Genomic DNA, 24,717 nt, shown 5'->3' with positions numbered 1-24,717 from the left:
AGAGGTGACAGGTCATGGGATCCGAAAAAGTGAAATGCCCGAACTGCGGCAAAGCCAACAACATCCCGGCAGTAGGGGAAGGAAGACCTCGCTGCGGGAACTGCCATGAGCCGCTGCCCTGGATCGCCGCGGCGGGAGACGGCGACTTCGCGGAGACCGTCGAGAAGTCTTCGGTGCCTGTGCTCGTGGACCTGTGGGCGACGTGGTGCGGCCCGTGCCGCATGGTCAGCCCCGCGCTCGAGCAGCTCGCCAGAGAACTTGCCGGCCAGATCAAGCTGGTCAAGGTCGACGTCGAAGCTGCACCCCGGACGGCCGAACGATTCACCGTCCGCGCCGTGCCGACCCTGCTGGTGATGGACCGGGGTGAGGTTCTCGCTCGTCAGTCGGGTGCGGCTCCTGTGCCCCAGCTGCGCACGTGGCTCGATCAGGCGCTGTCGAAAAATGCTGGCGAGGAGGCGAAGTCATGAGACCTGTCTATACGGACCCACATGTAACCGCGATCCGGGCCGTGGTGCCCCGTACCCCGCAGGGCTGCGAGGAATGTCTTCGCCTCGGCACCCCGTGGGTGCATCTGAGGCTGTGTCTGACGTGCGGACACGTCGGTTGCTGTGACTCTTCGCCGGGCAGACACGCGAGTGCTCACGCTCACGCCATCGGGCATCCGGTCGTCCGGTCGATGGAGCCCGGGGAGGATTGGCGGTGGTGTTATGTCGACCAGAACTTCGTCTGAGGGCGCCTCATCCATCAGGGACAATCCGCCCGTCGACGACGAGACCCCGGACGAAGAGGGTGCGTTCCCGCGGCTGACGGACGACCAGGTCGCCACGCTCGAGGTCAGAGGCTCGCGTCGACCGGTTCGCGCCGACGAGGTGCTGATCCGAGAAGGCGCGCCTGACAACGATTTCGTTGTCGTACTGTCCGGAAAGGTCGCCGTGATCGAGGAAGGCGACGTGGACAACGAGCGCCGGATACTGCGCGTGCACGGTCCTGGGCGCTTTCTGGGCGAGCTCGGACTCCTGGAAGGCCAGGTGGCGTTCTTCACCGCCGAAGCGATCGAGGACGGCGAGATACTCGCCGTCCCTGCTGAGCAGGTGCGCGAGCTGATTGCCCACGATCCCGTGCTCAGCGATTTGATCCTGCGTGCCTACCTGGTCCGTCGGCACTTGCTGATCGGGCTCGGCTCGGGGTTCCGGATCATCGGCTCCTGCTTTTCCCCGGATACGTTGCGGCTTCGGGAGTTCGCCATGCGAAACCGTTTGCCCCACAGGTGGTTCGATTTGGAACGGGACGAACGTGCGGAGCAGCTGCTACACAGACTGAACGTCGCACCCGACGACACACCCGTCGTGATCTGGCACGGCGAGAAGGTGCTACGCAATCCGACGAATGCGCAGCTCGCACGCGTCGTCGGGCTTGCCGTCGCGGACGCAGCCAAGGACGTGTACGACCTCGTCGTCGTGGGTGCCGGACCGGCCGGTCTGGCCGCGTCGGTGTACGGCGCCTCGGACGGGCTGAACACGGTGACGCTGGAGTCGATCGCCGCGGGTGGCCAAGCCAGTACTTCCTCCCGGATCGAGAACTACCTCGGCTTTCCCGCAGGGGTCTCCGGCTCCGAATTGGCAGAGCGTGCCGTGATCCAGGCCGGGAAATTCGGCGCCCGCATCCTGGTGTCGGCAGAAGTGACCGGTTTGGGATCCGAGGCCGGGAACCATGTGCTCCGACTGGCGGACGGCGGCACGGTGCACGCCCGGGCCGTTGTGCTCGCCGCCGGGGCGCAATACCGCAAGTTGGCCGTTCAAGGGATCGAGGCGCTGGAAGGAACAAGCGTGTACTACGCCGCGACCTATCAGGAGGCGCGGATATGCGGCACAGACCCGGTGGCAATCGTCGGTGGCGGTAACTCCGCCGGCCAGGCCTCCGTCTTCCTCGCCGGGCACGTCTCGCACGTGCACCTGCTCATCCGCGGCGATGACCTGGGGAAGAGCATGTCCCGTTACCTGGTCGACCAGATCGAACACCACCCGCGGGTCACCGTGCACCGGAACACCGAGATTCGCGCGGTCCACGGCGAGAAATACCTCGACGCGATTGCGGTCGGGGACAATCGCACCGGCGACCAGGACACGATCCGGGTGCGCGCCCTGTTCGTCTTCATTGGGGCGGTACCGCACACCGGGTGGCTTGCCGACGCGATCGCACTCGACGATCACGGCTTCGTCCTCACCGGCATCGACGCGATCCACGCCCGAGCAGACGACAACCTGCCTATCAGCGGCGGCATGTCCAGGACGCTCGAAACCAGCCTGCCCGGCCTGTTCGCGGCGGGCGACATCCGCCGCGGCTCAGTGAAACGAGTCGCATCGGCGGTCGGTGAAGGAGCGATGGCGGTACGACAAATCCATGAATACTTCGAAGGGAGCTGACGATATGCCAGTAATGGGCACTGTGAAATTCCAGCGGTTCTTCCGGGCAGCGGCTGGACTGCAGGTCGACCGCAACGACCTCAAGCGCTATACGGATTTCATCGACGACAAGATCTACGACGTGATCCTGATCGGCAAAGCCTCCGCGAAGGCAAACATGCGCGACGTGATCGAACCGTGGGACCTGCCGATCACCAAGGGGTTGCAGGAGAGTATCCACCGGTTCGAAAGACTCGACGAAGAGATCGAACTTCAGCCTCTGCTCGATCAACTGACGACGCGCCCATTCCTCGACATTGCTCTCTCCGAGGAGACCGAGCAGCGACTGCCACTGATCGCAGGAGGCCTGAGCGTGGCACTGGCGCATACCTTCGTCACGGTCGAGCCGGACCGCAAGAACCCCGACACCGCCCAATGGACCGTCGCTCTGGGGATCTTCCACCTACTGCTCTGACCACCACTCGTCCCGGCGACGCAAAATGTGACGCGCGACGCGTAGAATGAACACTTCCGAAAGTTGCCGCTTACCCAACGCGTAGCGCTTGTCAACGCAATTGCATACCACTGTGACCAGTAGCTTTGTGCCCCCGGTCAGACTCGAACTGACACTGGACGGGTTTTGAATCCGTTGCCTCTGCCAATTGGGCTACGGGGGCGTCTTCCTGCAGAGGTCACTTTAGATGACGCGCCCGGTGAGAATCCAACCGGTACTGTTGCGTCCTATCGTGGTGCGTGTGGCGGGGGTGAAACTCCGGTCGCCCGTGCCAGTGGGCAAGCATTTCAATGTGGAGGTGGGACCGATGGCGACGACGGACGCAAGCGCAGCCGAGACCGAGGGGTCGACACCCACGACGCGACGGGTTCTGGTCGCCGAGGATGACTCGCTCATCCGGATGGATCTCATCGAGATGCTCCGCGAAGAGGGTTACGACGTCGTGGGGGAGGCCCCCAACGGTCAGGTGGCCGTCGACCTCACCGAGGAGCTCCGGCCTGATCTGGTGATCATGGATGTGAAGATGCCGGTACGCGACGGCATCGATGCCGCGGCAGAGATCGCAAGCAAGCGGCTGTCCGCAGTTGTGATGCTGACCGCGTTCAGCCAGCGCGAGTTCGTCGAGAAGGCCCGCGACGCCGGAGCGATGGCCTACCTTGTGAAACCGTTCACGAAGGCCGACCTGGTGCCGGCGATCGAGGTGGCGGTCAGTCGCTATACCGAGCTCCATCTACTCGAAGCCGATGTTGCGGATCTGACGGAGCGTTTGGAGATCCGCAAATTGGTCGAACGCGCAAAGGGCATTTTGATGCAGACGCATGCGTTTACCGAACCCGAGGCCTTCAAGTGGATCCAGCGTGCGGCAATGGATCGCAGAACCACCATGAAGGCGGTTGCTGAAGTGGTCATCGAGACTTTGGGCACCAAGGCCAAATAGCCTGCTGGACAATGACTTAACGGAGCCTTGCCTGGCTTTGACTTCGGCATGACCAGCCCTGTTGCGACAGCCGCAACAACACCTTGGTCTCGATCTGGTCACAGCCTGGGCGGACGTCATCGGAGTTTCACGAACGTTACTCGTGGGCAACACGATCGCGCTAGCTTTACCCGAGCGAGTGGCGGTCGTATGCGTCGTTAAAAGTCGCGCCGCGCTCGAGTGATTTACCGCGAGGAGAATATTGATGGCCCACAGATATCTCTTGAGGGGAACAGTCGCAGCGGCTGTTGCCGCCTTGGCCTTGGCCGGGTGTAGCAGCTCGGACGATTCCGAAGATTCGTCGTCGAGCGAGACCACGACAGCCACCGCAGATTGCGGCGACAACGTAGATCAGGCCACCCCTGGCCCGGTCAGCACCAATCCCCTGAAGATCGGCACCTTGCTTCCTGCCACCGGCAGCCTGGCGTTCCTCGGCCCGCCTGAGTTCGCGGGTGTCACGCTGGCGGTCAACGACATCAACGCCGCAGGCGGCGTGCTCGACAAGCCGGTTGAAGAAGTCAACGGCGACTCCGGCGACACCACCACGGACACCGCGAGTGCCACCGTCGACCGCGAGCTCGCGGCCGGCACCCAGGTCATCATCGGTGCAGCATCGTCCTCGGTGTCCCTGAAGGTCATCGACAAGATCGCCAGCGCCGGAGCAGTCATGTTCTCGCCGGCCAACACCTCGGACGAGTTCACCTGCTACGCAGACAAGGGCATGTACTTCCGCACCGCCCCTGCCGACAAGCTGCAGGCCCAGGCTCTTTCGCAGGTGATCGCTGAAGGCGGCGTCCAGCGCGTCTCCATCCTGGCGATGAACGACCCGTACGGAACCGGCCTGGCCGACAACACCATCGCCGACCTCGAAGCTGCCGGCATTCCGTCGGACCAGATCCAGAAGATCATCTACGACCCCAACGCGCAGTCGTTCAACGCTGAGGTCGACCAGGTGAAGAACTTCAACCCGGACGGCATCGCCGTCATCGGGTTCGAGGAGAGCGCCAAGATCATCACCCGCATGAACGAGGTCCAGATCGGACCGAAGGACAAGCTCGTCTTCGGCGTCGACGGCAACATGGGCAACGCTCTGGGTGAGTCCGTGGGACCCGGCATCCTCGAGGGCATGAAGGGCACCACGCCGCTGACCGCGCTGGGACCGGACTTCGCAGCCCGGCTCAAGGCAGTCGACCCGGCCCTGATCGACTTCAACTACGCACAGGAGAGCTATGACGCCACCGTCATCTCTGCGCTCGCTGCGGAGATCGCGAAGTCGACCAACGGTATGGCGATCGCCTCGGAGATCAACGGCGTGACCAAGGACGGCACCAAGTGCACCACGTACGAGGAGTGCTTGGCACTGATCAAGGCCGGCACCGACATCGACTATGACGGTGTCACCGGCGAACTCGCATTCGTGACCGCTGGCGAGCCGTCTGTCGGCTCGTACGGCGTACTCGAGTTCGACGCCAACAACAAGACGATCGATCCGGTCGCCGACTACAAGGTGGTTTCGGACAACTGATGTCCTGACATCAGATAACTGAACGCCGAAGGAGGCCCGGACCGAAAGGTCCGGGCCTTCCTGCTGTTTGGGCTGTCACAGCCCGTTGACTCCAGTCGACGCGATGACGCCAAAACACCCGCATCCGTCAGGCGAATGCGGGTGTTTGGTCTCGAGAGGCGCTGTGAACTACTTCTTTTCAGAGCTTCCGGCGAGGGTACCCAGGTACAGCTCGATGATCTTCGGGTCGTTGGCGAGGTTGAGACCGGTGTCGGTGTAGGCGTTGCGACCCTGATCGAGCACGTAGCCGCGGTCGCAGATCTGCAGGCACCGACGGGCATTCTGCTCCACCAGGATCACCGAGACGCCGGTGGCGTTGATCTTCTTGATGCGGATGAAGACCTCGTCCTGGAACATCGGCGAGAGCCCGGCCGAAGGCTCGTCGAGCAGCAGCACCGACGGCTCCATCATCAGCGCGCGGCCCATGGCGACCATCTGACGTTCGCCACCGGACAACGCGCCTGCCTTGACCTTGCGGCGCTCTGACAGCAACGGGAAGAGTTCGGACACGAAGTCGAAGCGCTCGTTGAACTTCTTCGGACGCAGGTAGATCCCCATCTCGAGGTTTTCTTCGATGGTCAGCGCCGGGAAGACGTTCAGCGTCTGGGGCACGTAGCCGACGCCTTTGGTCACCAGTACGTGGGCCTTGGCGGAGGTGATGTTCTCCCCGCGCAAACTGACCGCTCCCACGCGCACGGGAATCAACCCGAACAGCGTCTTGAGCAACGTCGACTTGCCGGCACCGTTGGGACCGATGATGCCGACGATCTCGCCGTCGTCGAGGTAGAAGTTGCACTCCTCGAGGATGTTGATCCCGGGAAGGTAGCCGGCCGTGATGTCGTCGGCACGCAGCAGCGCGTTGACGGCCTGCTCACGATGCACCTCGGGAGTCGCGGCCAGTTCGGCGTGCGTCAGTTCTTTGTCGGGTTGTGCTGTGGTCGATTTGGACATGTCGGGACCGCTCATGCCTTGTCCTTTCTGTCCGTGGTGCCCTGGGATGTGTCCCGGGTGGGGACGATCGGTTCCGACAGGTCGCCGCCTGCCTTCAGGGTCTGTTCCATGGCTGCTTCGACCTCTTCGGCCAGCGCTGCCGTTTCGCCGACGGGGTTGCCGTCGGCGTCGAATTCGAGCGCCTGATCGTGATGGCCACCGAGGTATGCGTCCACGACCGCTTCGTTGTCTCCGAGCCGTTCGGGGAGTGACTCGGCGATCACCTTGCCCTGTGCCATCACCACCACCCAGTCGCTGATGTCGCGGATGACGTCCATGTCGTGTTCGACGAACACCACACTCATGCCTTCGTCGCGCAACGACTTGATGTGTTCGAGCAGGCTCTGGGTCAGCGCGGGGTTCACGCCGGCCATGGGCTCGTCGAGCATGACGACCTCGGGATTGGTCATCAGCGCACGTGCCATCTCCAGGAGCTTGCGCTGACCACCCGACAGCGAACCGGCATAGTCGTCGGCCTTGGTGTCGAGCTTGAACCGCTTGAGCAATTCGTACGCGCGCTCGGTCGTTTCGGCCTCCTGCTTACGCCAGACCCAGGGTGCGAGCGCCGCGAACATGTGCTCACCCTTCTGGTGGCGGGCGCCGAGCCGAACGTTGTCGAGCACTGAGAGCTTCGACAGCGCCTTCGTCAACTGGAACGTCCGAACCATCCCGTTGCGCGCAACCTTGTGCGGCACAACCCGTCCCATCGGGTGACCATTCAATTCCCATGTCCCGGTATCGGGTTTGTCGAAACCGGTGATGAGGTTGAAGAACGTGGTCTTGCCGGCACCGTTGGGTCCGATCAGACCGGTGATGCATCCGCGCTGGATTTCCAGGTGGTGCACATCGACGGCCTTGAGACCACCGAAGGTACGGGTGATCCCGTCGACGGTGATGATCGGGTCGGGCTTACTGGATCCGGCTTCCGGGCTCACGTCGGCGAAGATCGCCGCACGTTCTTCGGCGCCGAGCACCTTCAACTCCGCCAGCGTAGCCGGAGCCGCCGCTGTGGTGAGGGTGGTTTTGTCGACGCTCAGGTCGGGCTCGCCGGAGCTGTCTCCGTCTTTCACATGACGTCCGTCAGGCATCGAGCTGCACCTCCCGCTTGTTGCCCAGAATTCCTTGCGGTCTGAAGACCATCATCAGGGCTATCGCCAATCCCAACAAGACGTAGCGGATGGCGCCGACCTGCTGCTGGCTTAGATCGAACCACGCGTCGGGACCGGACGTGACCTGCCGCAGCAGGGCATCGGGGATCGCCAGCAGGAACCAGAAGAGCATGGCTCCGACCACCGGACCGAAGACTGTTGCCGCGCCGCCGAGGATGAGTGCTCCGTAGGCGAAGAACGTCTGGGCCGTCGAATAGAAGTCGGGGTTGATCGACTGCGTCTGCAGTGCGTTGTAGACGCCGGCGATACCGCCGATGCAGCCACCGAGGATCAGGGCCTGCATCTTGTAGAAATAGGCGTTCTTACCAAGCGAGCGGGCGGCGTCCTCGTCCTCGCGGACGGCCTTGAGTACGCGACCCCACGGGCTGCGGACCAGGAGCCAGACCAGCAGGCAGAGCAACAGCACGATCGCCCAGCCGACCACCATCGCCCACAAGTCGGTGCCCTGGAACTTGACTCCGAAGAAGTCGTACTGCTTACCGTTGTCGAACGGGCTGTACTCGAAGAAGCCCGAGGCGTATCCGAAGATGCCGTTGGTGGAGTGGGTCAGATCGTCAGCGGCGGTCGACCGGAACACCAGACGCAGGATCTCCGAGGCGGCGATCGTCACGATCGCCAGATAGTCCGCCCGCAGTCGCAGGGTGGGGAAGCCGAGTACCAGGGCCAAGACCCCGGCCGCGACGATGCCGACGATGGCGCCTATCCACAGAGGTTGGTCGTAGTTGTCGGCCATGATGCCCACGCCGTACGCACCGAGCAGGGCGAAGCCGATCTGACCGAAGTTGAGCAGTCCGGCGTAGCCGAAGTGCAGGTTGAGGCCGATGGCCAGCAGCGCGTAGAAGATCGCTGACGGACCGACCAGCTGGGCGATCGAGATCTGAAGTGCGGAAATGATGTCCATGTGTCAGCCGATCCTCGCTTTGGACCCGAGAATGCCCTGCGGTCTGATGGTGAGAATGATGATCAGGACCAGCAGGCCACCGATGTACTTGAGATCGGGATCGATCCAGTACGTCGACAGCTGCACCAGCAGACCGACGATCACACAGCCGAGGAGCGCACCGTAGGCGGTACCGAGTCCGCCGAGCGTGATGCCCGCGAACATGAGCAGCAGGAGTTTGAAACCCATCTCCCATTGAACGCGTCCGCCGAGTTCGGACATGGCGAACAGCACGCCACCGAGTGTCGCGAGCCCGCCGGCCATGGCCCAGACGAACAAGATGACACGGTCCACGTTGATACCTGACGATGCCGCGAGGTCGCGGTTGTCTGCGACGGCGCGCATGGCCTTGCCGATTCGCGTCTTCTGCAACATGACGGCCACCGCGACCAGCACGACGAGGCTGATGATGATGCACCAGAGGTTGACCGGCGTGATGGCGAAGGCGCCCGAACCGATCTGCTTCTGCACCTGGTAGTCGTCGAAGGGTTCGGCGCGATCGGAGAAGAAGATCAGGATCAGGTAGCGCATGACCAGCGCGAGACCGATCGAGACGACCAGCATGGCGATGAGCCCGGATCGGCGTCGTCGCAACGGTCGCCAGATCCCGAGTTCGTTCAGGATGCCGATGCCGATGCCGACCACGATCGCGAGGATCGTCGCGGGTATCAGCTGGATGCCCATCTTCACGTTGAAGAACCAGGCGACCACGGCGCCGAGTGTCACCAGTTCGCCGTGGGCGAAGTTGGTGAGGCCGGTGGTACCGAAGATCAGGCTCAGCCCGACGCCACAGATGGCGATGATGAGACCGAACCGTAGACCGTCGATCGTCAGTCGCGTCAGTTCCTCTGCAGCGGACACCTCGTTGGCGGTCCGTTCGGCACCGAACAAGAAGATGACCGGTCGCGGTGAGCCCTCGACGACCACGACGGCGACCGTGTCCTTCTGGATGTCGACACCGTCCGGAATGGTGGTCTTGTCGATTACGACCGAGTAGTTGCCCGGCGGGACGTTCACCTCCCAGGTGCCGGTATTCGACGAGGTGGCCGATTCGACGATCGCGCCGGCCCCGTCTTTCGCGTCGACCTTGACGCCGGCAACGGGTTCGGAACCATTACGCAGGGTTCCGAAGACGCGCACGGTGTCGTCGGTGGTGGGGGCCGGTGCCGCGGCTGCGATACCTGAGCCCATGAGTCCGGCGAACATGAGTGACGCAAGCAGGGTGAGCAGAGCGCCCGCCCCCAGCCTGGCTCCTATTACCCGTGCTCGTTGAGCAGGACGGGGCATCACGCTTGAATCCTCCCGAAGGTGGTCGTCGCCCGGCGGTGGTGCCGGACATCAATAAGTCGTCTGGGCGGACTCTATAACCCGTAACCGCACTCGGCAGGCTTTCTAAGTTTCCGCCCAGTTACTGTTGAGTTACCGGACCTGTGACCTCGAAAAACGCTGTGCGATCTCACCTTTTTGGGCCGTACCGGCGGGCCTGTCACCCCCGCTCCATACACTTGGCACCGTGAGTCCTGCACAGACAAGTCAGCCCGGCCGTTCCACGGCGAAGTCCTCGACGAAAGCGGCGGAGCCGCCGACGCTGATGTTGCTCGACGGGCACTCGCTGGCGTTCAGGGCGTTCTTTGCCTTGCCCGCCGAGAACTTCAAGACGGCGTCGGGGCAGACCACCAACGCGGTGTACGGGTTCACCTCGATGCTGATCAATCTGCTGCGCGACGAGAACCCTTCACACATCGCTGCGGCGTTCGACGTCTCGCGCCAGACCTTCCGCGCCGAGGTCTTCCCGGAGTACAAGGCGCAGCGCAGCTCGGCCCCGGATGAATTCCGTGGCCAGGTCGACCTGACCAAAGATGTGTTGGGCGCGATGGGGATTCCGGTGCTCTTCCGCGAAGGTTATGAAGCCGATGACATCATCGCCACGCTGACCACGCGCGCGGAGGAACAGGGGTTCCGCGTTCTGGTGGTCACCGGCGACCGGGATTCTCTGCAGCTGGTGACGGACAACGTCACCGTGCTCTACCCGAAAAAGGGTGTTTCCGAGCTGACCCGGTTCACCCCGGAGGCGGTCGAGACGAAGTACGGGCTGACGCCTTCGCAGTACCCCGATTTTGCCGCCCTGCGCGGCGACCCCTCCGACAACCTCCCCGGTATCCCGGGGGTGGGGGAGAAGACGGCGACCAAGTGGATCCGCGAATACGGATCGCTCTCTGGTCTCGTCGACAACGCAGATCAGGTCAAAGGCAAAGTGGGAGAAGCATTCCGCGCCCACATCGCCAGTGTTCAGATGAACCGCCAACTCACCGAACTCGTGCGCGACATGGACCTGCCGTTACAGCCCGATGAGCTCGCGCTGGCCCCCTGGGACCGCGACAAGATCCACCAGTTGTTCGACGACCTCGAGTTCCGGGTGTTGCGCGACCGGCTGTTCACCACCCTGACCTCGGCCGCGCCCGAGGCCGAATCCGGGTTCGATCTCCGGGGCAGCCTGCTCGGCGCCGGGGAGGTGGCCGCCTGGCTCTCTGCGCATGCTGCGCCCGGGACCGGTCGCAGTGGACTGACGATCCTCGGGCCGCGGCAGGTATACGGCTCGGATGTCACCGGTATCGCGATCGCGGCGGCCGATGGCGAGTCGGGATACCTCGATCCTGCGGAGATCGGTCCCGAGGACGAGACGGCACTCGCCGACTGGTTGGCCGATGTCAACGTTCCGAAGGCGATCCACGAGGCCAAGTGGGCCTTTCACGCGTTGCGGGGTCGGGGATGGCACCTCGGTGGCGTCACCAGCGACACCACCCTGGCGGCCTACCTGATCCTTCCAGGGCAGCGGTCGTTCAATCTCGACGATCTCGCGTTGCGATACCTGCGCCGGGAACTGCGCGCCGACGCCGTCACCGACGACGGACAGATGTCACTCCTCGACGAGGACTCCGGCGCGCAGGCCGCGGCCGATCAGGCGATGTTGCAGGCACAGGCCGTCGCCGAACTGGCCGACCGGTTCGATGAGGAACTGGCCAAGATCGATTCCGGTTCACTGCTGACCGACATGGAGTTGCCGCTGCTGTTCGTGCTGGCCGAACTCGAGGCTGCCGGTATCGGGATCGACGTCCCGCACCTCGAGGACCTCGAATCGGGGTTTGCTGCACGCGTCCGGGAATCGGCCGAACTCGCCTACGAGGTGATCGGTAAACAGATCAACCTGGGCTCGCCCAAGCAGCTGCAGGTCGTGCTGTTCGACGAGCTCGAGATGCCGAAGACCAAGAAGACCAAGACCGGCTACACCACCGACGCCGACGCACTGGCCGGATTGTTCGAGAAGACCGGACATCCGTTCCTCGAGCACATGCTGGCCCATCGCGATGCGACCAGGCTCAAGGTCACCGTCGCGGGGCTGCTCAAGACGGTCGCCGACGACGCCCGGATCCACACGACGTTCAACCAGACGGTCGCTGCGACTGGGCGGCTGTCGTCGACCGAACCGAACCTGCAGAACATCCCGGTCCGCACCGATGCCGGACGTCAGATTCGTCAGGGATTCGTCGTCGCCGACGGGTACGACTCCCTGATGACCGCCGACTACAGCCAGATCGAGATGCGGATCATGGCGCACCTGTCCAAGGACACCGGGCTGATCGAAGCGTTCAACACCGGCGAAGACCTGCATAGTTTCGTGGGGTCGCGGGCGTTCGGCGTTCCGATCGAAGAGGTCACGCCGGACATGCGTCGCCGGGTGAAAGCAATGAGCTATGGCCTTGCCTACGGCCTGAGCGCGTTCGGTTTGTCGGCTCAGCTCAAGATCAGCACCAGCGAGGCAAAGGAGCAGATGGAGGCGTACTTCACCCGTTTCGGTGGGGTGCGTGACTATCTCCGCGAGACCGTCGAGGAAGCGCGTCGAAACGAATACACCTCCACGTTGTTCGGGCGTCGCCGCTACCTCCCCGATCTCAACAGCGACAACCGGCAGCGTCGCGATGTCGCCGAGCGGGCGGCCCTCAACGCGCCCATCCAGGGCACCGCTGCCGACATCATCAAAGTCGCGATGATCGACGTTCAGCGATCGCTGGCCGAGGAGAAGCTGTCTTCGCGCATGTTGCTGCAGGTGCACGACGAACTCGTCTTCGAGGTGGCCACGGGTGAGCAGGAGCGCCTCGAAGCACTCGTGCGCGCCAAGATGGGCGGCGCGATCGAACTGTCCGTGCCTCTCGATGTGTCCATCGGCTACGGCAGATCGTGGGATGACGCCGCTCACTGACAGTCCCTGAAAAGTTTTTTCGAAACCGTGTCGATCTGGTCGATGCTCGTTCGACGAATGGGTGAGGACCACAAACGGAACCTCGGATGCACCTACCGAATGAGGAGAAGACCATGCGTTACATGCTGATCATGCGGGACACCCAGGAAGCCATCGACGCGAGCAAGGAGGTTCCCTTCGAAGAGATCATCGCCGCGATGGGGGCCTACAACGAATCGCTGATGAAGGCCGGCGTCCTGCTGTCCGCGGAAGGGCTGGCAGACGCCTCCGAGGGATTTGTCGTCGACTTCGACTCCGACCCGCCGGTGGTGACAGACGGACCGTACGCCGAGGTGAAAGAACTCTTCAACGGGTTCTGGATCCTCGAGGTCTCGGGCAAAGAAGAAGCTGCGCAATGGGCATCGCGGTGTCCGCTGGGGCCGGGTTCGAAGCTCGAGGTGCGCCGCGTGGCCTCCATCCACGACTTCCCGAAGGACAACGAATGGATCCAGAAGGAAGAGCAGTGGCGCGAGAGGCAAGAGAGTACTTCCAACTGAAGCATCGATGAGCACGCCGGAGGCGATCGGTCGCACGATCGACGCGGTCTGGAGGATCGAGGCCGCCAAGATCGTCGCCACGCTCAGCCGGATGGTCGGAGAGGTGGCCTGGCCGAAGATCTCGCGCAGGAAGCACTGGTCGAGGCAATGTCGGCGTGGCCGACCTCCGGGGTGCCGCGTAACCCGGGCGCATGGCTCACCACGGTCGCCAAGCGCCGGGCGGTCGATGGCTGGCGGCGCCAGGAACGACTCGATCAGAAGTACGTCGCCATTGCCCGCGATCTCGAGACGCGGCCTGACGCAGAACTCGGCTGGGATCCCGACCACATCGACGACGACGTGCTGCGGCTGGTGTTCGTCTCGGCGCACCCGGTGCTGGCACGCGAAGGGCAGATCGCACTCACGCTGCGGGTCGTCGGAGGCCTGACGACAGACGAGATCGCGCAGGCATTCCTGACCTCGACGGCCACGATCCAGCAGCGGATCGTCCGAGCGAAGAAGACACTCAAAGCGGCAGACGTGCCCTTCGAGGTGCCGCCCCGCGAGGAGTACCCGAAGCGGCTGTCGGCGGTGCTCAGTGTTCTCTATCTCATCTTCAACGAGGGGTATTCGGCCTCCTCAGGGGATCGCTGGATCCGGTCGGAGCTGTGCGGCGAGGCGCTTCGGCTCGGCAGGATCCTGACCGGGCTCGTATCGGACGAACCGGAGGTGCACGCGCTAGTCGCGTTGATGGAGTTCCAGGCGTCGCGGTTCGGTGCGCGGACCACCAAGGACGGGACCCCCATCCTGCTCTCCGATCAGGATCGCAGTCGCTGGGATCAGGCGCAGATCCGCCGCGGTGTGCAGGCCCTGGCCCGCGCCGACGATTGCGGGCGGGGCAGAGGCCCGTACGGCCTGCAGGCGGCACTTGCCCAGTGTCAGGCCACCGCGCCTACCGCGCAGGACACCGATTGGCAGCGCATCGTGATCCTCTACGAGGCGCTGGGCCGGATCGCGCCGTCGCCTGTCGTCGACCTCAATCGCGCTGTCGCGGTGTCGATGGCGTCTGGGCCTGGGCCGGCGTTGCAGATCGTGGACGAGTTGGTCGCGGCGGGTGCCTTATCGCGTTCCCATCTGCTGCCTGCGGTCCGGGGCGAGCTGCTGGCCCGGTTGCATCGCGACACGGAGGCGCGGGCGGAGTTGTTGGTGGCGGCCGAGATGGCCGGAAACCAAAGGGAGAGCATGGTTCTGCGCGCCAAGGCGGCCGCGTTGGGCGACACGTTCGGTGAAAACCGTTGACTGAGGTGACCCGAGCAGTAATGTGGTGTGAGTCACATAGCCCTCGGAGGTAACGCCATGGCATCTGCCGGAATGAACGAACTCCATCGCAGCATCGGAGCTCTGCGGCACCACATCGTCGCACTGAAGTTGCAATATGGGGACGTCGACTCCGTGCGACGCATGACCAACGATCTCGACCGCCTCGAGATCGATCTGCACGACTTCGAGAAGTCGCCGCCCCCGCTGATGCGCCCACCGGTGAACAAGAACGACGTCGTCTATGTCCCCGACAGCAAGTCCGACGAGTCGGCCTGGCTCGGCGCGCAGGATGAGGGGTTGGGGTTCCACTCGCGTGAGCGGACGAAGTGAGCGCCCCCGCAACTGAGCGGGAAAAAACTGGGGTCTTCTCACCCGGCCGAGCACGAATACTCGTACGCACACTGCGCAAGGACCGCTGGTGGTTGTCTCCGCTGCTGACCGCGGTGGGTCTTTCCGCGTTCGTCATTTACGCGACGGTGAGATCATTTGTCCGCACCGCCTATTGGGTCGAGGACTACCACTACCTGACGCCGTTCTACTCACCCTGTCTGAGCGAGTCCTGCGTTCCCGGGTCCAGTCACTTCGGGACGCCCTTCCCGGAACTGCCGATGATCATCCCCCTCGGGTTCGTGGTCCTACCGTTCCTGCTGGGGTTCCGGCTGACCTGCTACTACTACCGCAAGGCCTACTACCGCTCGTTCTGGTTCTCCCCTCCGGCCTGCGCCGTCGCCGAGCCGCACAGCAAGTACTCCGGCGAGACCAAACTGCCGCTCATCATCCAGAATGCGCACCGGTACTTCTTCTACGCCGCGGTCATCGTGTCGCTGATCAACACCTACGACGCAGTGACGGCCTTCCATGCCAAGGGGGGCGGGTTCGGAATCGGGCTCGGGAACGTGATCTTGATCGGCAACGTGATTCTGCTGTGGGTTTACACCATCTCCTGCCACTCGTGCCGTCACGTCACCGGTGGCCGCCTCAAACACTTTTCGGCGCACCCCGTCCGCTATCGGATCTGGACGCAGGTGTCCAAGCTCAACGCCCGGCACATGCAGTACGCGTGGATCACCTTGGGGACCCTGGTGCTCACCGATTTCTACATCATGCTGGTGTCCAGCGGGACCGTCTCCGACCTGCGATTCATCGGTTGACGATCATCCCGGAAGTCTTGCTGCGCTGCTGAATTCATTGCTATCTGCGAGGAGTCGATCAATATATGACCGAAGTCGAACGCCACCGGTACGACGTCGTCGTGATCGGTGCCGGCGGTGCCGGCTTACGTGCGGTGATCGAGGCCAGGGAACGCGGTCACTCGGTGGCGGTGGTGTGCAAATCGCTGTTCGGCAAGGCGCACACCGTGATGGCCGAGGGTGGTTGTGCGGCGTCGATGGGCAATGCGACCTCCAAGGACAACTGGCAGACCCACTTCAAAGACACCATGCGCGGCGGAAAGTTCCTCAACAACTGGCGCATGGCCGAACTCCACGCCAAAGAGGCCCCGGACCGGGTCTGGGAACTGGAAACCTACGGCGCCCTGTTCGATCGGACCGAGGACGGCAGGATCGCGCAGCGAAACTTCGGTGGCCACACCTACGCCAGACTTGCCCACGTCGGCGACCGCACCGGTCTGGAACTGATCCGGACGATGCAGCAGAGGATCGTCGCGCTGCAGCAAGAAGACTTCGCCGCGACCGGGGATTACGAGGCCCGGATCAAGGTGTTCGCCGAATGCACCATCACCGAACTGCTCAAGGATGGCGACGCGATCTCGGGAGCTTTCGGCTACTGGCGCGAATCCGGCCGTTTCGTGCTGTTCGAGGCGCCGGCGGTGGTGCTGGCCACCGGTGGTATCGGCAAATCGTTCAAGGTGACGTCGAATTCGTGGGAGTACACCGGGGACGGCCACGCGCTGGCGTTGCGCGCCGGTGCGAGTTTGATCAACATGGAGTTCATCCAGTTCCATCCGACCGGGATGGTCTGGCCGCCCAGCGTGAAGGGGATCCTCGTCACCGAGGGCGTTCGCGGCGACGGCGGGGTCTTGAAGAACACCGACGGAAAACGCTTCATGTTCGACTACATCCCACCCGTCTTCAAAGGCCAGTACGCCGAGACCGAAGAAGAAGCGGACAAGTGGCTGGCGGACAACGACAGTGCCCGGCGGACCCCGGATCTGCTTCCGCGCGACGAGGTCGCCCGGGCCATCAACGAAGAGGTCAAGGCCGGCCGCGGCACCGATCACGGCGGCGTCTACCTCGACATCGCGTCGCGGATGCCCGCCGACGAGATCATCCGCCGGCTGCCGTCGATGCACCATCAGTTCAAAGAGCTCGCGGACGTCGACATCACCGCCGAACCGATGGAGGTCGGGCCCACCTGTCACTACGTGATGGGCGGCATCGAGGTCGACCCGGACACCGCGGCCGCGCGAGTTCCGGGGCTGTTCGCGGCCGGGGAGTGCTCGGGCGGCATGCACGGATCAAACCGATTGGGCGGCAACTCGTTGTCGGATCTGCTGGTGTTCGGCCGCCGCGCCGGACTGGGTGCGGCGGCCTACGTCGAGGGCTTGGAGAAGCGGCCTGAAGTCGCAGCCGAGGACATCGATCGAGCCGCGACGTTCGCACTCTCACCGTTCGACCCGCCGGCCGAGGGCAGAGCGGAGAACCCCTACACGCTGCACACGGACCTGCAACAGTCGATGAACGACCTCGTGGGGATCATCCGCAAAGCCGAGGAGGTCGAGGAGGCGATCGAGGTGCTCTCAGGTATCCGCGACCGTCTCGCAGGCATGCAGGTCGAGGGCCACCGGCAGTTCAACCCCGGCTGGCACCTCGCGGTGGACCTACGGAACATGCTGCTGGTCTGTGAGTGCGTGGCGAAGGCCGCGCTCCTGCGGACAGAGAGCCGGGGCGGTCACACCCGAGATGACCACCCGGGAATGGACTCGGACTGGCGTAACACCCTGCTGGTCTGCACTGCGGACGGAAACGACGACTCGCCGGTGCCCGAGGTGACGGTGGTCAAGGAAGAGCAGACACCGATGCGTCCGGAGTTGCTGGAACTCTTCGACTTCTCCGAAATCGAAAAGTACTACACAGCAGGGGAAATCGCAGGGCACCCTGACGCCGGCGGGACCAAGGAGAACTGAGATGGGCTACGACGCGAAGTTCAGGGTATGGCGCGGCGACACCGACGGTGGCGATCTGCAGGACTACACCGTGCAGGCCAACGACGGTGAAGTCGTCCTCGACATCATCCACCGACTGCAGGCCACCCAGACGCCTGATCTCGCCGTCCGCTGGAACTGCAAGGCAGGCAAATGCGGCTCGTGCTCGGCGGAGGTGAACGGCAGGCCCAAGCTGCTGTGCATGACCCGGATGTCCACGTTCACCGAGGACGAGGTCATCACGGTCACCCCGATGCGAACGTTCCCGGTGATCCGAGACCTCGTCACCGATGTTTCCTTCAACTACCAGAAAGCTCGCAAGATCCAGTCGTTCACTCCACCCGAAGGGCTGAAGGCGGGGGAGTACCGCATGAAGCAGGTCGATGTGCAGCGGTCGCAGGAGTTCCGCAAGTGCATCGAGTGTTTCCTGTGCCAGGACACCTGCCATGTCGTGCGTGATCACGAGGAGAACAAAGAAGCCTTCGCCGGCCCGCGGTACCTGATGCGGGTGGCCGAGCTGGACATGCATCCGCTCGACGTCGCCGAACGTCGGAATTCAGCCCAAGAAGAGCACGGCCTGGGGATGTGCAACATCACCAAGTGCTGCACCGACGTATGTCCCGAGCACATCAAGATCACCGACAACGCCCTCATCCCGATGAAGGAACGTGTTGCGGACCGGAAGTACGACCCGCTGGTCTGGTTGGGCGACAAGCTCTTTCGACGCTGACGGAGCCATGCGTTAGTTTCGGCTCGAACTGGGTACTCGCGCCCGCAGGACCAACTACGTCCCTGGCACGTAGGGTTGATCGAGTACACCGTAGAGCCGACAGTCGAGGTGCGCATGCCGTTGGAGAACCCGCAGGACGAAGCCGAACACACCGCCGACGGCCATCTGGTCGAGGCGCAATCGGAGGACTTCGACCACGCCAAACCGCTGCGGGTCGACAACGACTGGTTCAAGAAGGCCGTCTTCTACGAGGTTCTCGTGCGGGCGTTCAACGACTCCAACAACGACGGCGTGGGCGATCTGCGGGGACTCACCGACAAACTCGACTACCTGTCGTGGCTCGGCGTCGACTGCCTGTGGTTGCCACCGTTCTACGACTCCCCGCTTCGTGACGGCGGATACGACATCAGGGACTTCCGGACGGTGCTGCCGGAGTTCGGCACCGTCGACGACTTCGTCGAACTGATCGATCAGGCTCACCGGCGTGGGATCCGCATCATCACCGACCTGGTCATGAATCACACGTCCGACAGTCACCAGTGGTTCCAGGAGTCGCGGTCCGACCCGGACGGACCCTACGGCGACTACTACGTCTGGGCCGACGACGACACCGGCTATCCCGAAGCGCGCATCATCTTCGTCGACACGGAGATCTCCAACTGGACGTGGGATCCCGTTCGCGGTCAATACTATTGGCACCGGTTCTTCTCGCACCAACCCGATCTGAACTACGACAATCCTGAAGTCGCCGACGCGATGATCGACGTGTTGCGGTTCTGGCTCGACCTCGGCATCGACGGGTTCCGACTCGACGCGGTGCCCTATCTGTTCGAGCGCGACCAGACCAACTGCGAGAATCTCGGGGAGACCCACGTCTTCCTCAAACGCTGCCGCAAGGTGGTCGACGAGGAGTATCCCGGCCGAGTCCTGCTCGCCGAGGCGAATCAGTGGCCTGCCGACGTGGTGGCGTACTTCGGCGAACCCGATGTCGGCGACGAGTGCCACATGGCCTTCCACTTTCCCCTGATGCCCCGCATCTTCATGGCGGTGCGCCGGCAGAACCGCTTCCCGATCTCGGAGATCCTGGAGCAGACGCCGCCGATCCCGAAGTCTGCGCAGTGGGCGATCTTCCTGCGCAACCACGACGAGCTCACGCTGGAGATGGTGACCGACGAGGAACGCGACTACATGTACGCCGAGTACGCGAAGGATCCGCGCATGAAGGCGAACATCGGCATCCGGCGCCGACTCGCGCCGCTGCTCGACAATGATCGCAACCAGCTCGAACTGTTCACCGCGTTGCTGCTGAGCCTCCCGGGGTCGCCTATGCTGTACTACGGCGACGAGATCGGGATGGGCGACAACATCTGGCTGGGCGATCGGGATTCGGTGCGCACGCCGATGCAGTGGACTCCCGATCGCAACGCCGGCTTCTCGCGGACCGATCCCGGCCGGATGTACCTGCCGGTGATCATGGATCCCACCTACGGATTTCAGTCCGTGAACGTCGAGGCACAGATGAACGCGACGAACACATTGCTGCACTGGACCAGACGCATGATCGAGGTCCGCAAACAGCACCCCGCATTCGGTCTGGGCACGTTCACCGAGCTGGGTAACAGCAACCCGTCGGTGCTGACATACCTGCGGGAGTTGGCACCGTCGAACCAGGAGCGCCGCACCAGCGACGTCATATTGTGCGTGAACAACCTGTCGCGTTTTCCGCAGGGCGTGATCCTGGACCTGTCGGCGTTTGAGGGCCGGATCCCCGTCGAGCTGACCGGATCGATCCCGTTCCCGAAGATCGGACCCGATGGCTACATGATCACCCTGCCCGGCCACGGCTTCTACTGGTTCGCGCTACAGCCCGACCCATCTGATTCGAATGTGGCCCAGGGATATCCACTCAGCAGTGAGGCCGAGGCGGCGGTTCGACCATGAGCATCGACGTACCCAGCGACCAGCAGCTCGCCGAGGCGCTCCAGGAGTGGCTTCCTCATCAACGATGGTTCTCGGCCAAGGACCGTGGCATCACGCAGGTATCGATCTCGACGCGTGTGCCGCTGACGGCCGACGACGGATTCGCCGGCGAGCACGTCCTCGTCGAGGTCGAGTTCGAGAGCGGGCCGTCGGTTCGTTATCAGGTTCCGCTGGGTTTTCGCACGCATCTGTCCGAGCCGCTGCTGTCCTGGGCTCTGCCCGAATCGGCGACCGGCGGTGTGGCCGCATACGACGGCCTGCACGATCCTGACGTGATTGCTCGCTATCTGACGGCGCTGGGTGCGCAGGAGCACATCGGGGACCTGCGTTTCGAGACCATTCCGGGCGTGACGATCGATACCGCTGAAGCTGGTCATGTGCTCGGTGCCGAGCAGTCGAACACGTCGTTGGTGTTCGGCGAATCGTTGTTGTTCAAGGTTTTCCGGCAGCTCGAGGCCGGGATCAACCCCGACGTCGAACTCCACCGCGCGCTCAGTGAGGTGGGCTGTGAATACGTCGCCGACCTTCGCGGGTGGGTCGAGGCAGACGTCGATGGGGAGCCGACGACCCTGGCGATGGCTCAGGACTTCATCGAAAACGCCGCGGACGGCTGGAGTATGGCCATGATCAGCGTGCGCGACCTGTTCACCGAGGCAGACCTGCACGCGGCGGAGCTCGGTAGTGATTTCGCCGGTGATGCCGAACGACTCGGCGTCGCTGTCGCGCACGTGCATGCCGACCTGGCCCGAAGTCTGGGCACCGAGGAGCGCGCGCCGGGGGAGAGTGCGATCGACGACATGCGGTCGCGACTCGACGTCGCGTCCGAAGCGATTCCCGAACTCGCAGAACACCGTGCCGCGATCGCGGCCGTGTACGACGAGGCAGCGCAATCCGGGCCCGACACGGTGCAACGCATCCACGGAGATCTGCACCTCGGTCAGGTGCTGAGGACCCCGTCGACCTGGTTGCTCATCGACTTCGAAGGTGAACCCATCAAGTCGGTCGCTGAGCGCCGTAAGCCCGACAGTCCGCTCCGTGACGTCGCCGGAATGCTTCGTTCCTTCGACTATGCAGGTCAGCATCTGTTGGGCCAGGGTGCACCGAATGTGACTGCGCAGCGAGCATTTCGAGCGGTCGAATGGGTGGACCGGAACGCCTCGGCGTTCTGTGAGGGATACGCCTCGGTGACCGGGGCAGATCCGCGCGACCGGTCAGCACTCCTGCGTGCCTATGAACTCGACAAGGCCGTCTACGAGGCGGGGTACGAGGCCAGGCATCGGCCGAGTTGGCTGCCGCTGCCCCTCAACGCCATCGGTCGGCTCACCGCGTCACAGTAGGTAGAACTCCTCGCGGGTGTCGCTGTTCCACCGCCGGAGTCCTGTCACGGTGGCGGTGAGGATCTCCGGTGCAAAGCTCAAAGTGGTGAGGGCGTAACCGATCTGGTCGTCCGCCAGGCGGCGTGCAAGCGTTACGTGGGGCGTCCAGGCCCCGGGTTGGATATGCGGCAGTGGCTCGCCGCTGATGTGACCACGCGACAACTCGAAGATGTGGGCGTGTAGATCGCACAATTCGCGGGACGGGACCACCAGCCGGGCTGCCGTCGCGCGGCGACCACGGAACAGGAGCATCGCGCCGATGTTCACCTCCATGCCGGGCACGTCGGTGAGGGCGGCCAGATCACGATCGATGGCACCGTCGATGGAGTCGGCGGCGACGAGCGTGACATGTGGCCGGTTCGACTCCGAGCGCGTGCGGCCCTGGCTCGGCAAACCGGCCGCTGCCAGGGCGTCCCACTGCGAGATGATGGCCGCATCCGTCGCCGCGTCGAAGATGAGTTCTATCGAATGTGCCACGGGTTCACCCTAAAACATTCCCACGGTCGACGGCGGCTACGGATCAGGTCGGGGACATCCAGCGGTGCTGATCATGGACCACGACGTCGGGAACCTCACCGCGGTAGACCTCGACCTCGACACGTACCAACTGCCCGGTTGATCCCTGCGCGAGTTTCGACGAGCCGGTGTCTCGGGTCAGCACGTTCGGATTGCCGTGAATGCAAGCGGCGACGTCCGGTGAGCTGTAGTCGAACCAGGCGCCCGTAGAGATCTGTACGACGTTGCCGGAAACGCGGTCGTCGACGACTGCGCCGGCCAGCATGTCACCGGTGTCGCTGCGTACCAGCACGATGTCACCTGTGGTGATCCGACGGGCTGCCGCGTCCACCGGGTTCAGCCGGATCGGCTCGCGTCCCAGGACTTTGGACTCGACACTGACTGCGCCGTTGTCGAGCTGGCTGTGCAAACGCGAGGCAGGGTTGTTGGCCACAAGGCACAACGGGTACGGGCCTGATCCCACATCGACGGTCTCGGCAGGTGCGAGCCACGTCGGATGGGGCGGGCAGTCGTCGTAGCCGAAGCCGGCGATCGTCGACGACGAGATCTCGATCCGGCCGCTCGGTGTCGCGAGCCGATACTTCTCGGGATCGCTTCGGAAATCTTCGAACAGAACATGTTTCGCGTCTGCGCCCGGCAGGTCGAGGTGACGTGATGCCCAGAACTCGCCGAAGTCCTGGGCGGGGGTGAACCGGTCGGGGATCGCCTCGCGCCAGCGCTCGTAGATGTGCTCGAGCCAACCCCACTCGTCGCGGCCCTCGGTGAACTGTTCCTCGACGCCGAGCCGCTTGCTCAGTTCGGTGAGAATTGCGTAGTCGCTCAACGACTCACCGACAGGCGGAGAGATCTGCTGCATCGCGGTCATGATCTCGTCGTACCGTCCGCAGCCGATGTCGTTGCGTTCCAGCGTCGTCGTGACCGGGAGGACGATGTCGGCGTGCCGTGCCGTCGCAGTCCAGAACGGTTCGTGTACGACAACCGTGTCGGGCTGCTGAAATCCGGCGCGCAACCGCACGAGATCCTGATGGTGATGGAACGGGTTGCCGCCCGCCCAATAGATCAGCTTGGTGTCGGGGTAGACCCGCGACTGGCCGTTGTACTCATAGCCGGCACCGGGTTCGAGCAACATATCCGAGATGCGGGCGACCGGAATGAAGTCGCTGACGGAATTTACGCCCTGATGGAATGTCGGCAACGGATAGGGGAGTTTGCCTGCACCCATGCCGCCGGTCGAGCCGTATCCGTGACCGAATCCCCCTCCGGGGAGACCGATTTGACCCAGGAACGCGGCCAGCGCGATCGACGCCCACAGGGGCTGTTCGCCGAACCGCGCCCGCTGCAACGACCACGAGGTGGTCACCAGGGTCCGCCCGGCAGCCATTCGGCGGGCGAGGTCACCGATGGTCGAGGCGTCGATCCCGCAGATGTTCGCTGCCCAGCCCGGGGTTTTCGCGATCCCATCTGTTTGTCCGCGTAGGTAGCGGGCGAACTCCTCGAATCCGACGGTGTATCTGTCGACGAACTCGAGGTCGCAGAGCCCTTCGTTGAGCAAGACCCAGCACAGGGCCAGCATGAGCGCGGTGTCGGTGGCCGGGTTGACGGGGATCCACTGGGCGTCAGTCACCGTCGCCAGATCGTCGGCAAGAGGACTGATGGTCACGAACTCGGCGCCTCGGGCGCGGGCACGCTCCAGCGATTCCCGCACCGTGTGCCGACTGATACCGCCGGCGTTGATCTGGACGTTCTTGGCCGGTATCCCTCCGAAACACACGAACAGGTCAGTGTGTTCGCTCAGCACGTTCCAGGTTGTGGGTCGATACAGCGGCGCCTCGTCGCCGACGATGTGCGGCAGCAGCACGCTCGACGCTCCGTGACTGTAACTGTGCACCGATCGGGTGTAACCCCCGATGGTATTCAGGAATCGGTGAATCTGGCTCTGTGCGTGATGAAACCGGCCTGCACTTGCCCACCCGTAGGATCCGCCGAAGATCGCAGGGTTGCCGTACGTGCTGCGGACCCGCTCGAGTTCGCCTGCGAGGAGGTCGAGAGCGCGGTCCCAGCTCACTTCGACGTACTCGTCGGATCCGCGGCGAGCCGACGGCCCCGGACCGTCCTCGAGCCAGCCCCGTCGAACAGACGGATGTAGCACGCGGACACCTTTGTCGAGTGATGCCGGAATGTTGCGGAGGAGCTCCGACGGGTCGGGATCGGCAGGGTCGGGCGTCACAGACAGTCCCTGCTCGTCGAGCGATGCCGTGAACGCACCCCAGTGCGAGCTGTTGACCAGTTCTTCTGCAGCCATGC

20 protein-coding genes, 1 tRNA gene and 1 pseudogene are annotated in these 24,717 nt (G+C 63.7%); 15 read left to right on the top strand and 7 right to left on the bottom strand.

Annotated elements, in window-relative coordinates:
- Positions 1-14: 14 nt before the first annotated feature.
- From trxA to BFL43_RS09070, 4 genes are read left to right on the top strand one after another with little or no spacing between them, the layout of a single operon-like run.
- Positions 15-467, top strand: a complete 453-nt coding sequence (gene trxA, locus BFL43_RS09085; RefSeq protein ID WP_084892229.1) for a thioredoxin — start codon at positions 15-17, stop codon at positions 465-467.
- Entirely contained in the window at positions 464-730 is a 267-nt protein-coding gene (locus BFL43_RS09080; protein ID WP_084892228.1) for a UBP-type zinc finger domain-containing protein, read from the top strand. Before trxA ends, BFL43_RS09080 begins: the two co-directional genes overlap by 4 nt.
- Positions 708-2,423: a cyclic nucleotide-binding domain-containing thioredoxin-disulfide reductase gene (locus BFL43_RS09075; RefSeq protein ID WP_084892227.1), complete on the top strand. Its 1,716-nt coding sequence runs from the start codon at positions 708-710 to the stop codon at positions 2,421-2,423. Before BFL43_RS09080 ends, BFL43_RS09075 begins: the two co-directional genes overlap by 23 nt.
- Positions 2,424-2,436: 13 nt before the next feature.
- Complete coding sequence (locus BFL43_RS09070) at positions 2,437-2,877, top strand: DUF1931 family protein (protein ID WP_206186643.1); 441 nt, start codon at positions 2,437-2,439, stop codon at positions 2,875-2,877.
- 128 nt (positions 2,878-3,005) lie between these two features.
- Here the strand turns inward: BFL43_RS09070 and BFL43_RS09065 are convergent.
- Positions 3,006-3,079 (bottom strand) — tRNA-Leu (locus BFL43_RS09065).
- Between the two features lie 144 nt (positions 3,080-3,223).
- On the opposite strand from BFL43_RS09065, the gene BFL43_RS09060 reads away from it, so the two are divergent.
- Both BFL43_RS09060 and BFL43_RS09055 read left to right on the top strand, forming a co-directional pair.
- Positions 3,224-3,853 carry a response regulator gene (locus tag BFL43_RS09060; RefSeq protein WP_084892243.1) on the top strand — a complete coding sequence of 210 codons (630 nt, stop codon included), beginning with the start codon at positions 3,224-3,226 and terminating at the stop codon, positions 3,851-3,853.
- A gap of 244 nt (positions 3,854-4,097) precedes the next feature.
- The gene (locus tag BFL43_RS09055; RefSeq protein ID WP_084892225.1) at positions 4,098-5,417 is read left to right on the top strand and encodes an ABC transporter substrate-binding protein; all 1,320 of its coding nucleotides are present in this window, start codon (positions 4,098-4,100) and stop codon (positions 5,415-5,417) included.
- 168 nt (positions 5,418-5,585) lie between these two features.
- Here BFL43_RS09055 and BFL43_RS09050 read toward each other — a convergent pair whose 3' ends face one another.
- Genes BFL43_RS09050 through BFL43_RS09035 form a run of 4 tightly spaced genes read right to left on the bottom strand, consistent with a single transcriptional unit; the run spans position 5,586 to position 9,842 of the window.
- A complete protein-coding gene (locus BFL43_RS09050; protein ID WP_084835918.1) occupies positions 5,586-6,407 on the bottom strand; it encodes an ABC transporter ATP-binding protein in 822 nt (273 codons plus the stop codon).
- A gap of 11 nt (positions 6,408-6,418) precedes the next feature.
- The gene (locus BFL43_RS09045; protein WP_084892224.1) at positions 6,419-7,534 is read right to left on the bottom strand and encodes an ABC transporter ATP-binding protein; all 1,116 of its coding nucleotides are present in this window, start codon (positions 7,532-7,534) and stop codon (positions 6,419-6,421) included.
- Positions 7,527-8,516, bottom strand: coding sequence for a branched-chain amino acid ABC transporter permease (locus BFL43_RS09040; RefSeq protein WP_084835867.1), 990 nt, complete (start codon positions 8,514-8,516; stop codon positions 7,527-7,529). The genes BFL43_RS09045 and BFL43_RS09040 overlap by 8 nt, the downstream gene beginning before the upstream one ends.
- A gap of 3 nt (positions 8,517-8,519) precedes the next feature.
- Positions 8,520-9,842, bottom strand: coding sequence for a branched-chain amino acid ABC transporter permease (locus tag BFL43_RS09035; protein ID WP_084892223.1), 1,323 nt, complete (start codon positions 9,840-9,842; stop codon positions 8,520-8,522).
- 226 nt (positions 9,843-10,068) lie between these two features.
- On the opposite strand from BFL43_RS09035, the gene polA reads away from it, so the two are divergent.
- The 9 genes and pseudogenes from polA (at position 10,069) to BFL43_RS08990 (ending at position 21,858) form a co-directional block, all read left to right on the top strand.
- A complete protein-coding gene (gene polA / locus BFL43_RS09030; RefSeq protein ID WP_084892222.1) occupies positions 10,069-12,813 on the top strand; it encodes a DNA polymerase I in 2,745 nt (914 codons plus the stop codon).
- Between the two features lie 113 nt (positions 12,814-12,926).
- Entirely contained in the window at positions 12,927-13,349 is a 423-nt protein-coding gene (locus BFL43_RS09025; protein ID WP_084892242.1) for a YciI family protein, read from the top strand.
- 7 nt (positions 13,350-13,356) lie between these two features.
- Positions 13,357-14,627 (top strand): annotated as a pseudogene (locus tag BFL43_RS09020) (RNA polymerase sigma factor).
- Positions 14,628-14,684: 57 nt separating this feature from the next.
- Complete coding sequence (locus tag BFL43_RS09015) at positions 14,685-14,978, top strand: hypothetical protein (RefSeq protein WP_084835862.1); 294 nt, start codon at positions 14,685-14,687, stop codon at positions 14,976-14,978.
- Entirely contained in the window at positions 14,975-15,799 is an 825-nt protein-coding gene (locus BFL43_RS09010) for a hypothetical protein (protein ID WP_084892221.1), read from the top strand. The genes BFL43_RS09015 and BFL43_RS09010 overlap by 4 nt, the downstream gene beginning before the upstream one ends.
- A gap of 65 nt (positions 15,800-15,864) precedes the next feature.
- Positions 15,865-17,793: a fumarate reductase/succinate dehydrogenase flavoprotein subunit gene (locus tag BFL43_RS09005; RefSeq protein ID WP_084892220.1), complete on the top strand. Its 1,929-nt coding sequence runs from the start codon at positions 15,865-15,867 to the stop codon at positions 17,791-17,793.
- 1 nt (position 17,794) lies between these two features.
- Positions 17,795-18,541, top strand: coding sequence for a succinate dehydrogenase/fumarate reductase iron-sulfur subunit (locus tag BFL43_RS09000; protein WP_084892219.1), 747 nt, complete (start codon positions 17,795-17,797; stop codon positions 18,539-18,541).
- A gap of 114 nt (positions 18,542-18,655) precedes the next feature.
- Positions 18,656-20,482 carry a maltose alpha-D-glucosyltransferase gene (gene treS / locus BFL43_RS08995; protein WP_084892240.1) on the top strand — a complete coding sequence of 609 codons (1,827 nt, stop codon included), beginning with the start codon at positions 18,656-18,658 and terminating at the stop codon, positions 20,480-20,482.
- Positions 20,479-21,858 (top strand): phosphotransferase, encoded by a 1,380-nt coding sequence (locus tag BFL43_RS08990; RefSeq protein ID WP_143695204.1) that lies wholly within the window; start codon positions 20,479-20,481, stop codon positions 21,856-21,858. The genes treS and BFL43_RS08990 overlap by 4 nt, the downstream gene beginning before the upstream one ends.
- Here the strand turns inward: BFL43_RS08990 and BFL43_RS08985 are convergent.
- Positions 21,850-22,374 (bottom strand): 2'-5' RNA ligase family protein, encoded by a 525-nt coding sequence (locus tag BFL43_RS08985; protein WP_084892218.1) that lies wholly within the window; start codon positions 22,372-22,374, stop codon positions 21,850-21,852. The genes BFL43_RS08990 and BFL43_RS08985 overlap by 9 nt on opposite strands.
- 43 nt (positions 22,375-22,417) lie before the next feature.
- Positions 22,418-24,715: a molybdopterin-dependent oxidoreductase gene (locus BFL43_RS08980; RefSeq protein WP_084892217.1), complete on the bottom strand. Its 2,298-nt coding sequence runs from the start codon at positions 24,713-24,715 to the stop codon at positions 22,418-22,420.
- Positions 24,716-24,717 lie beyond the last annotated feature (2 nt).

This window comes from Williamsia sp. 1135 (assembly GCF_002095395.1).
Classification (GTDB): domain Bacteria; phylum Actinomycetota; class Actinomycetes; order Mycobacteriales; family Mycobacteriaceae; genus Williamsia.
Note: the sequence above shows the minus strand (reverse complement) of the source record. Positions and strands in the feature narration are given on the sequence as shown.

What these genes read in the sequence shown, in the direction of transcription:
- trxA (WP_084892229.1), top strand. Translation starts at nt 15, where the DNA reads ATGGGATCCGAAAAAGTGAAATGCCCGAACTGCGGCAAAGCCAACAAC.
- BFL43_RS09080 (WP_084892228.1), top strand. Translation starts at nt 464, where the DNA reads ATGAGACCTGTCTATACGGACCCACATGTAACCGCGATCCGGGCCGTG.
- BFL43_RS09075 (WP_084892227.1), top strand. Translation starts at nt 708, where the DNA reads ATGTCGACCAGAACTTCGTCTGAGGGCGCCTCATCCATCAGGGACAAT.
- BFL43_RS09070 (WP_206186643.1), top strand. Translation starts at nt 2,437, where the DNA reads ATGGGCACTGTGAAATTCCAGCGGTTCTTCCGGGCAGCGGCTGGACTG.
- BFL43_RS09060 (WP_084892243.1), top strand. Translation starts at nt 3,224, where the DNA reads ATGGCGACGACGGACGCAAGCGCAGCCGAGACCGAGGGGTCGACACCC.
- BFL43_RS09055 (WP_084892225.1), top strand. Translation starts at nt 4,098, where the DNA reads ATGGCCCACAGATATCTCTTGAGGGGAACAGTCGCAGCGGCTGTTGCC.
- BFL43_RS09050 (WP_084835918.1), bottom strand. Translation starts at nt 6,407, where the DNA reads ATGTCCAAATCGACCACAGCACAACCCGACAAAGAACTGACGCACGCC.
- BFL43_RS09045 (WP_084892224.1), bottom strand. Translation starts at nt 7,534, where the DNA reads ATGCCTGACGGACGTCATGTGAAAGACGGAGACAGCTCCGGCGAGCCC.
- BFL43_RS09040 (WP_084835867.1), bottom strand. Translation starts at nt 8,516, where the DNA reads ATGGACATCATTTCCGCACTTCAGATCTCGATCGCCCAGCTGGTCGGT.
- BFL43_RS09035 (WP_084892223.1), bottom strand. Translation starts at nt 9,842, where the DNA reads ATGCCCCGTCCTGCTCAACGAGCACGGGTAATAGGAGCCAGGCTGGGG.
- BFL43_RS09025 (WP_084892242.1), top strand. Translation starts at nt 12,927, where the DNA reads ATGCGTTACATGCTGATCATGCGGGACACCCAGGAAGCCATCGACGCG.
- BFL43_RS09015 (WP_084835862.1), top strand. Translation starts at nt 14,685, where the DNA reads ATGGCATCTGCCGGAATGAACGAACTCCATCGCAGCATCGGAGCTCTG.
- BFL43_RS09005 (WP_084892220.1), top strand. Translation starts at nt 15,865, where the DNA reads ATGACCGAAGTCGAACGCCACCGGTACGACGTCGTCGTGATCGGTGCC.
- BFL43_RS09000 (WP_084892219.1), top strand. Translation starts at nt 17,795, where the DNA reads ATGGGCTACGACGCGAAGTTCAGGGTATGGCGCGGCGACACCGACGGT.
- treS (WP_084892240.1), top strand. Translation starts at nt 18,656, where the DNA reads ATGCCGTTGGAGAACCCGCAGGACGAAGCCGAACACACCGCCGACGGC.
- BFL43_RS08990 (WP_143695204.1), top strand. Translation starts at nt 20,479, where the DNA reads ATGAGCATCGACGTACCCAGCGACCAGCAGCTCGCCGAGGCGCTCCAG.
- BFL43_RS08980 (WP_084892217.1), bottom strand. Translation starts at nt 24,715, where the DNA reads ATGGCTGCAGAAGAACTGGTCAACAGCTCGCACTGGGGTGCGTTCACG.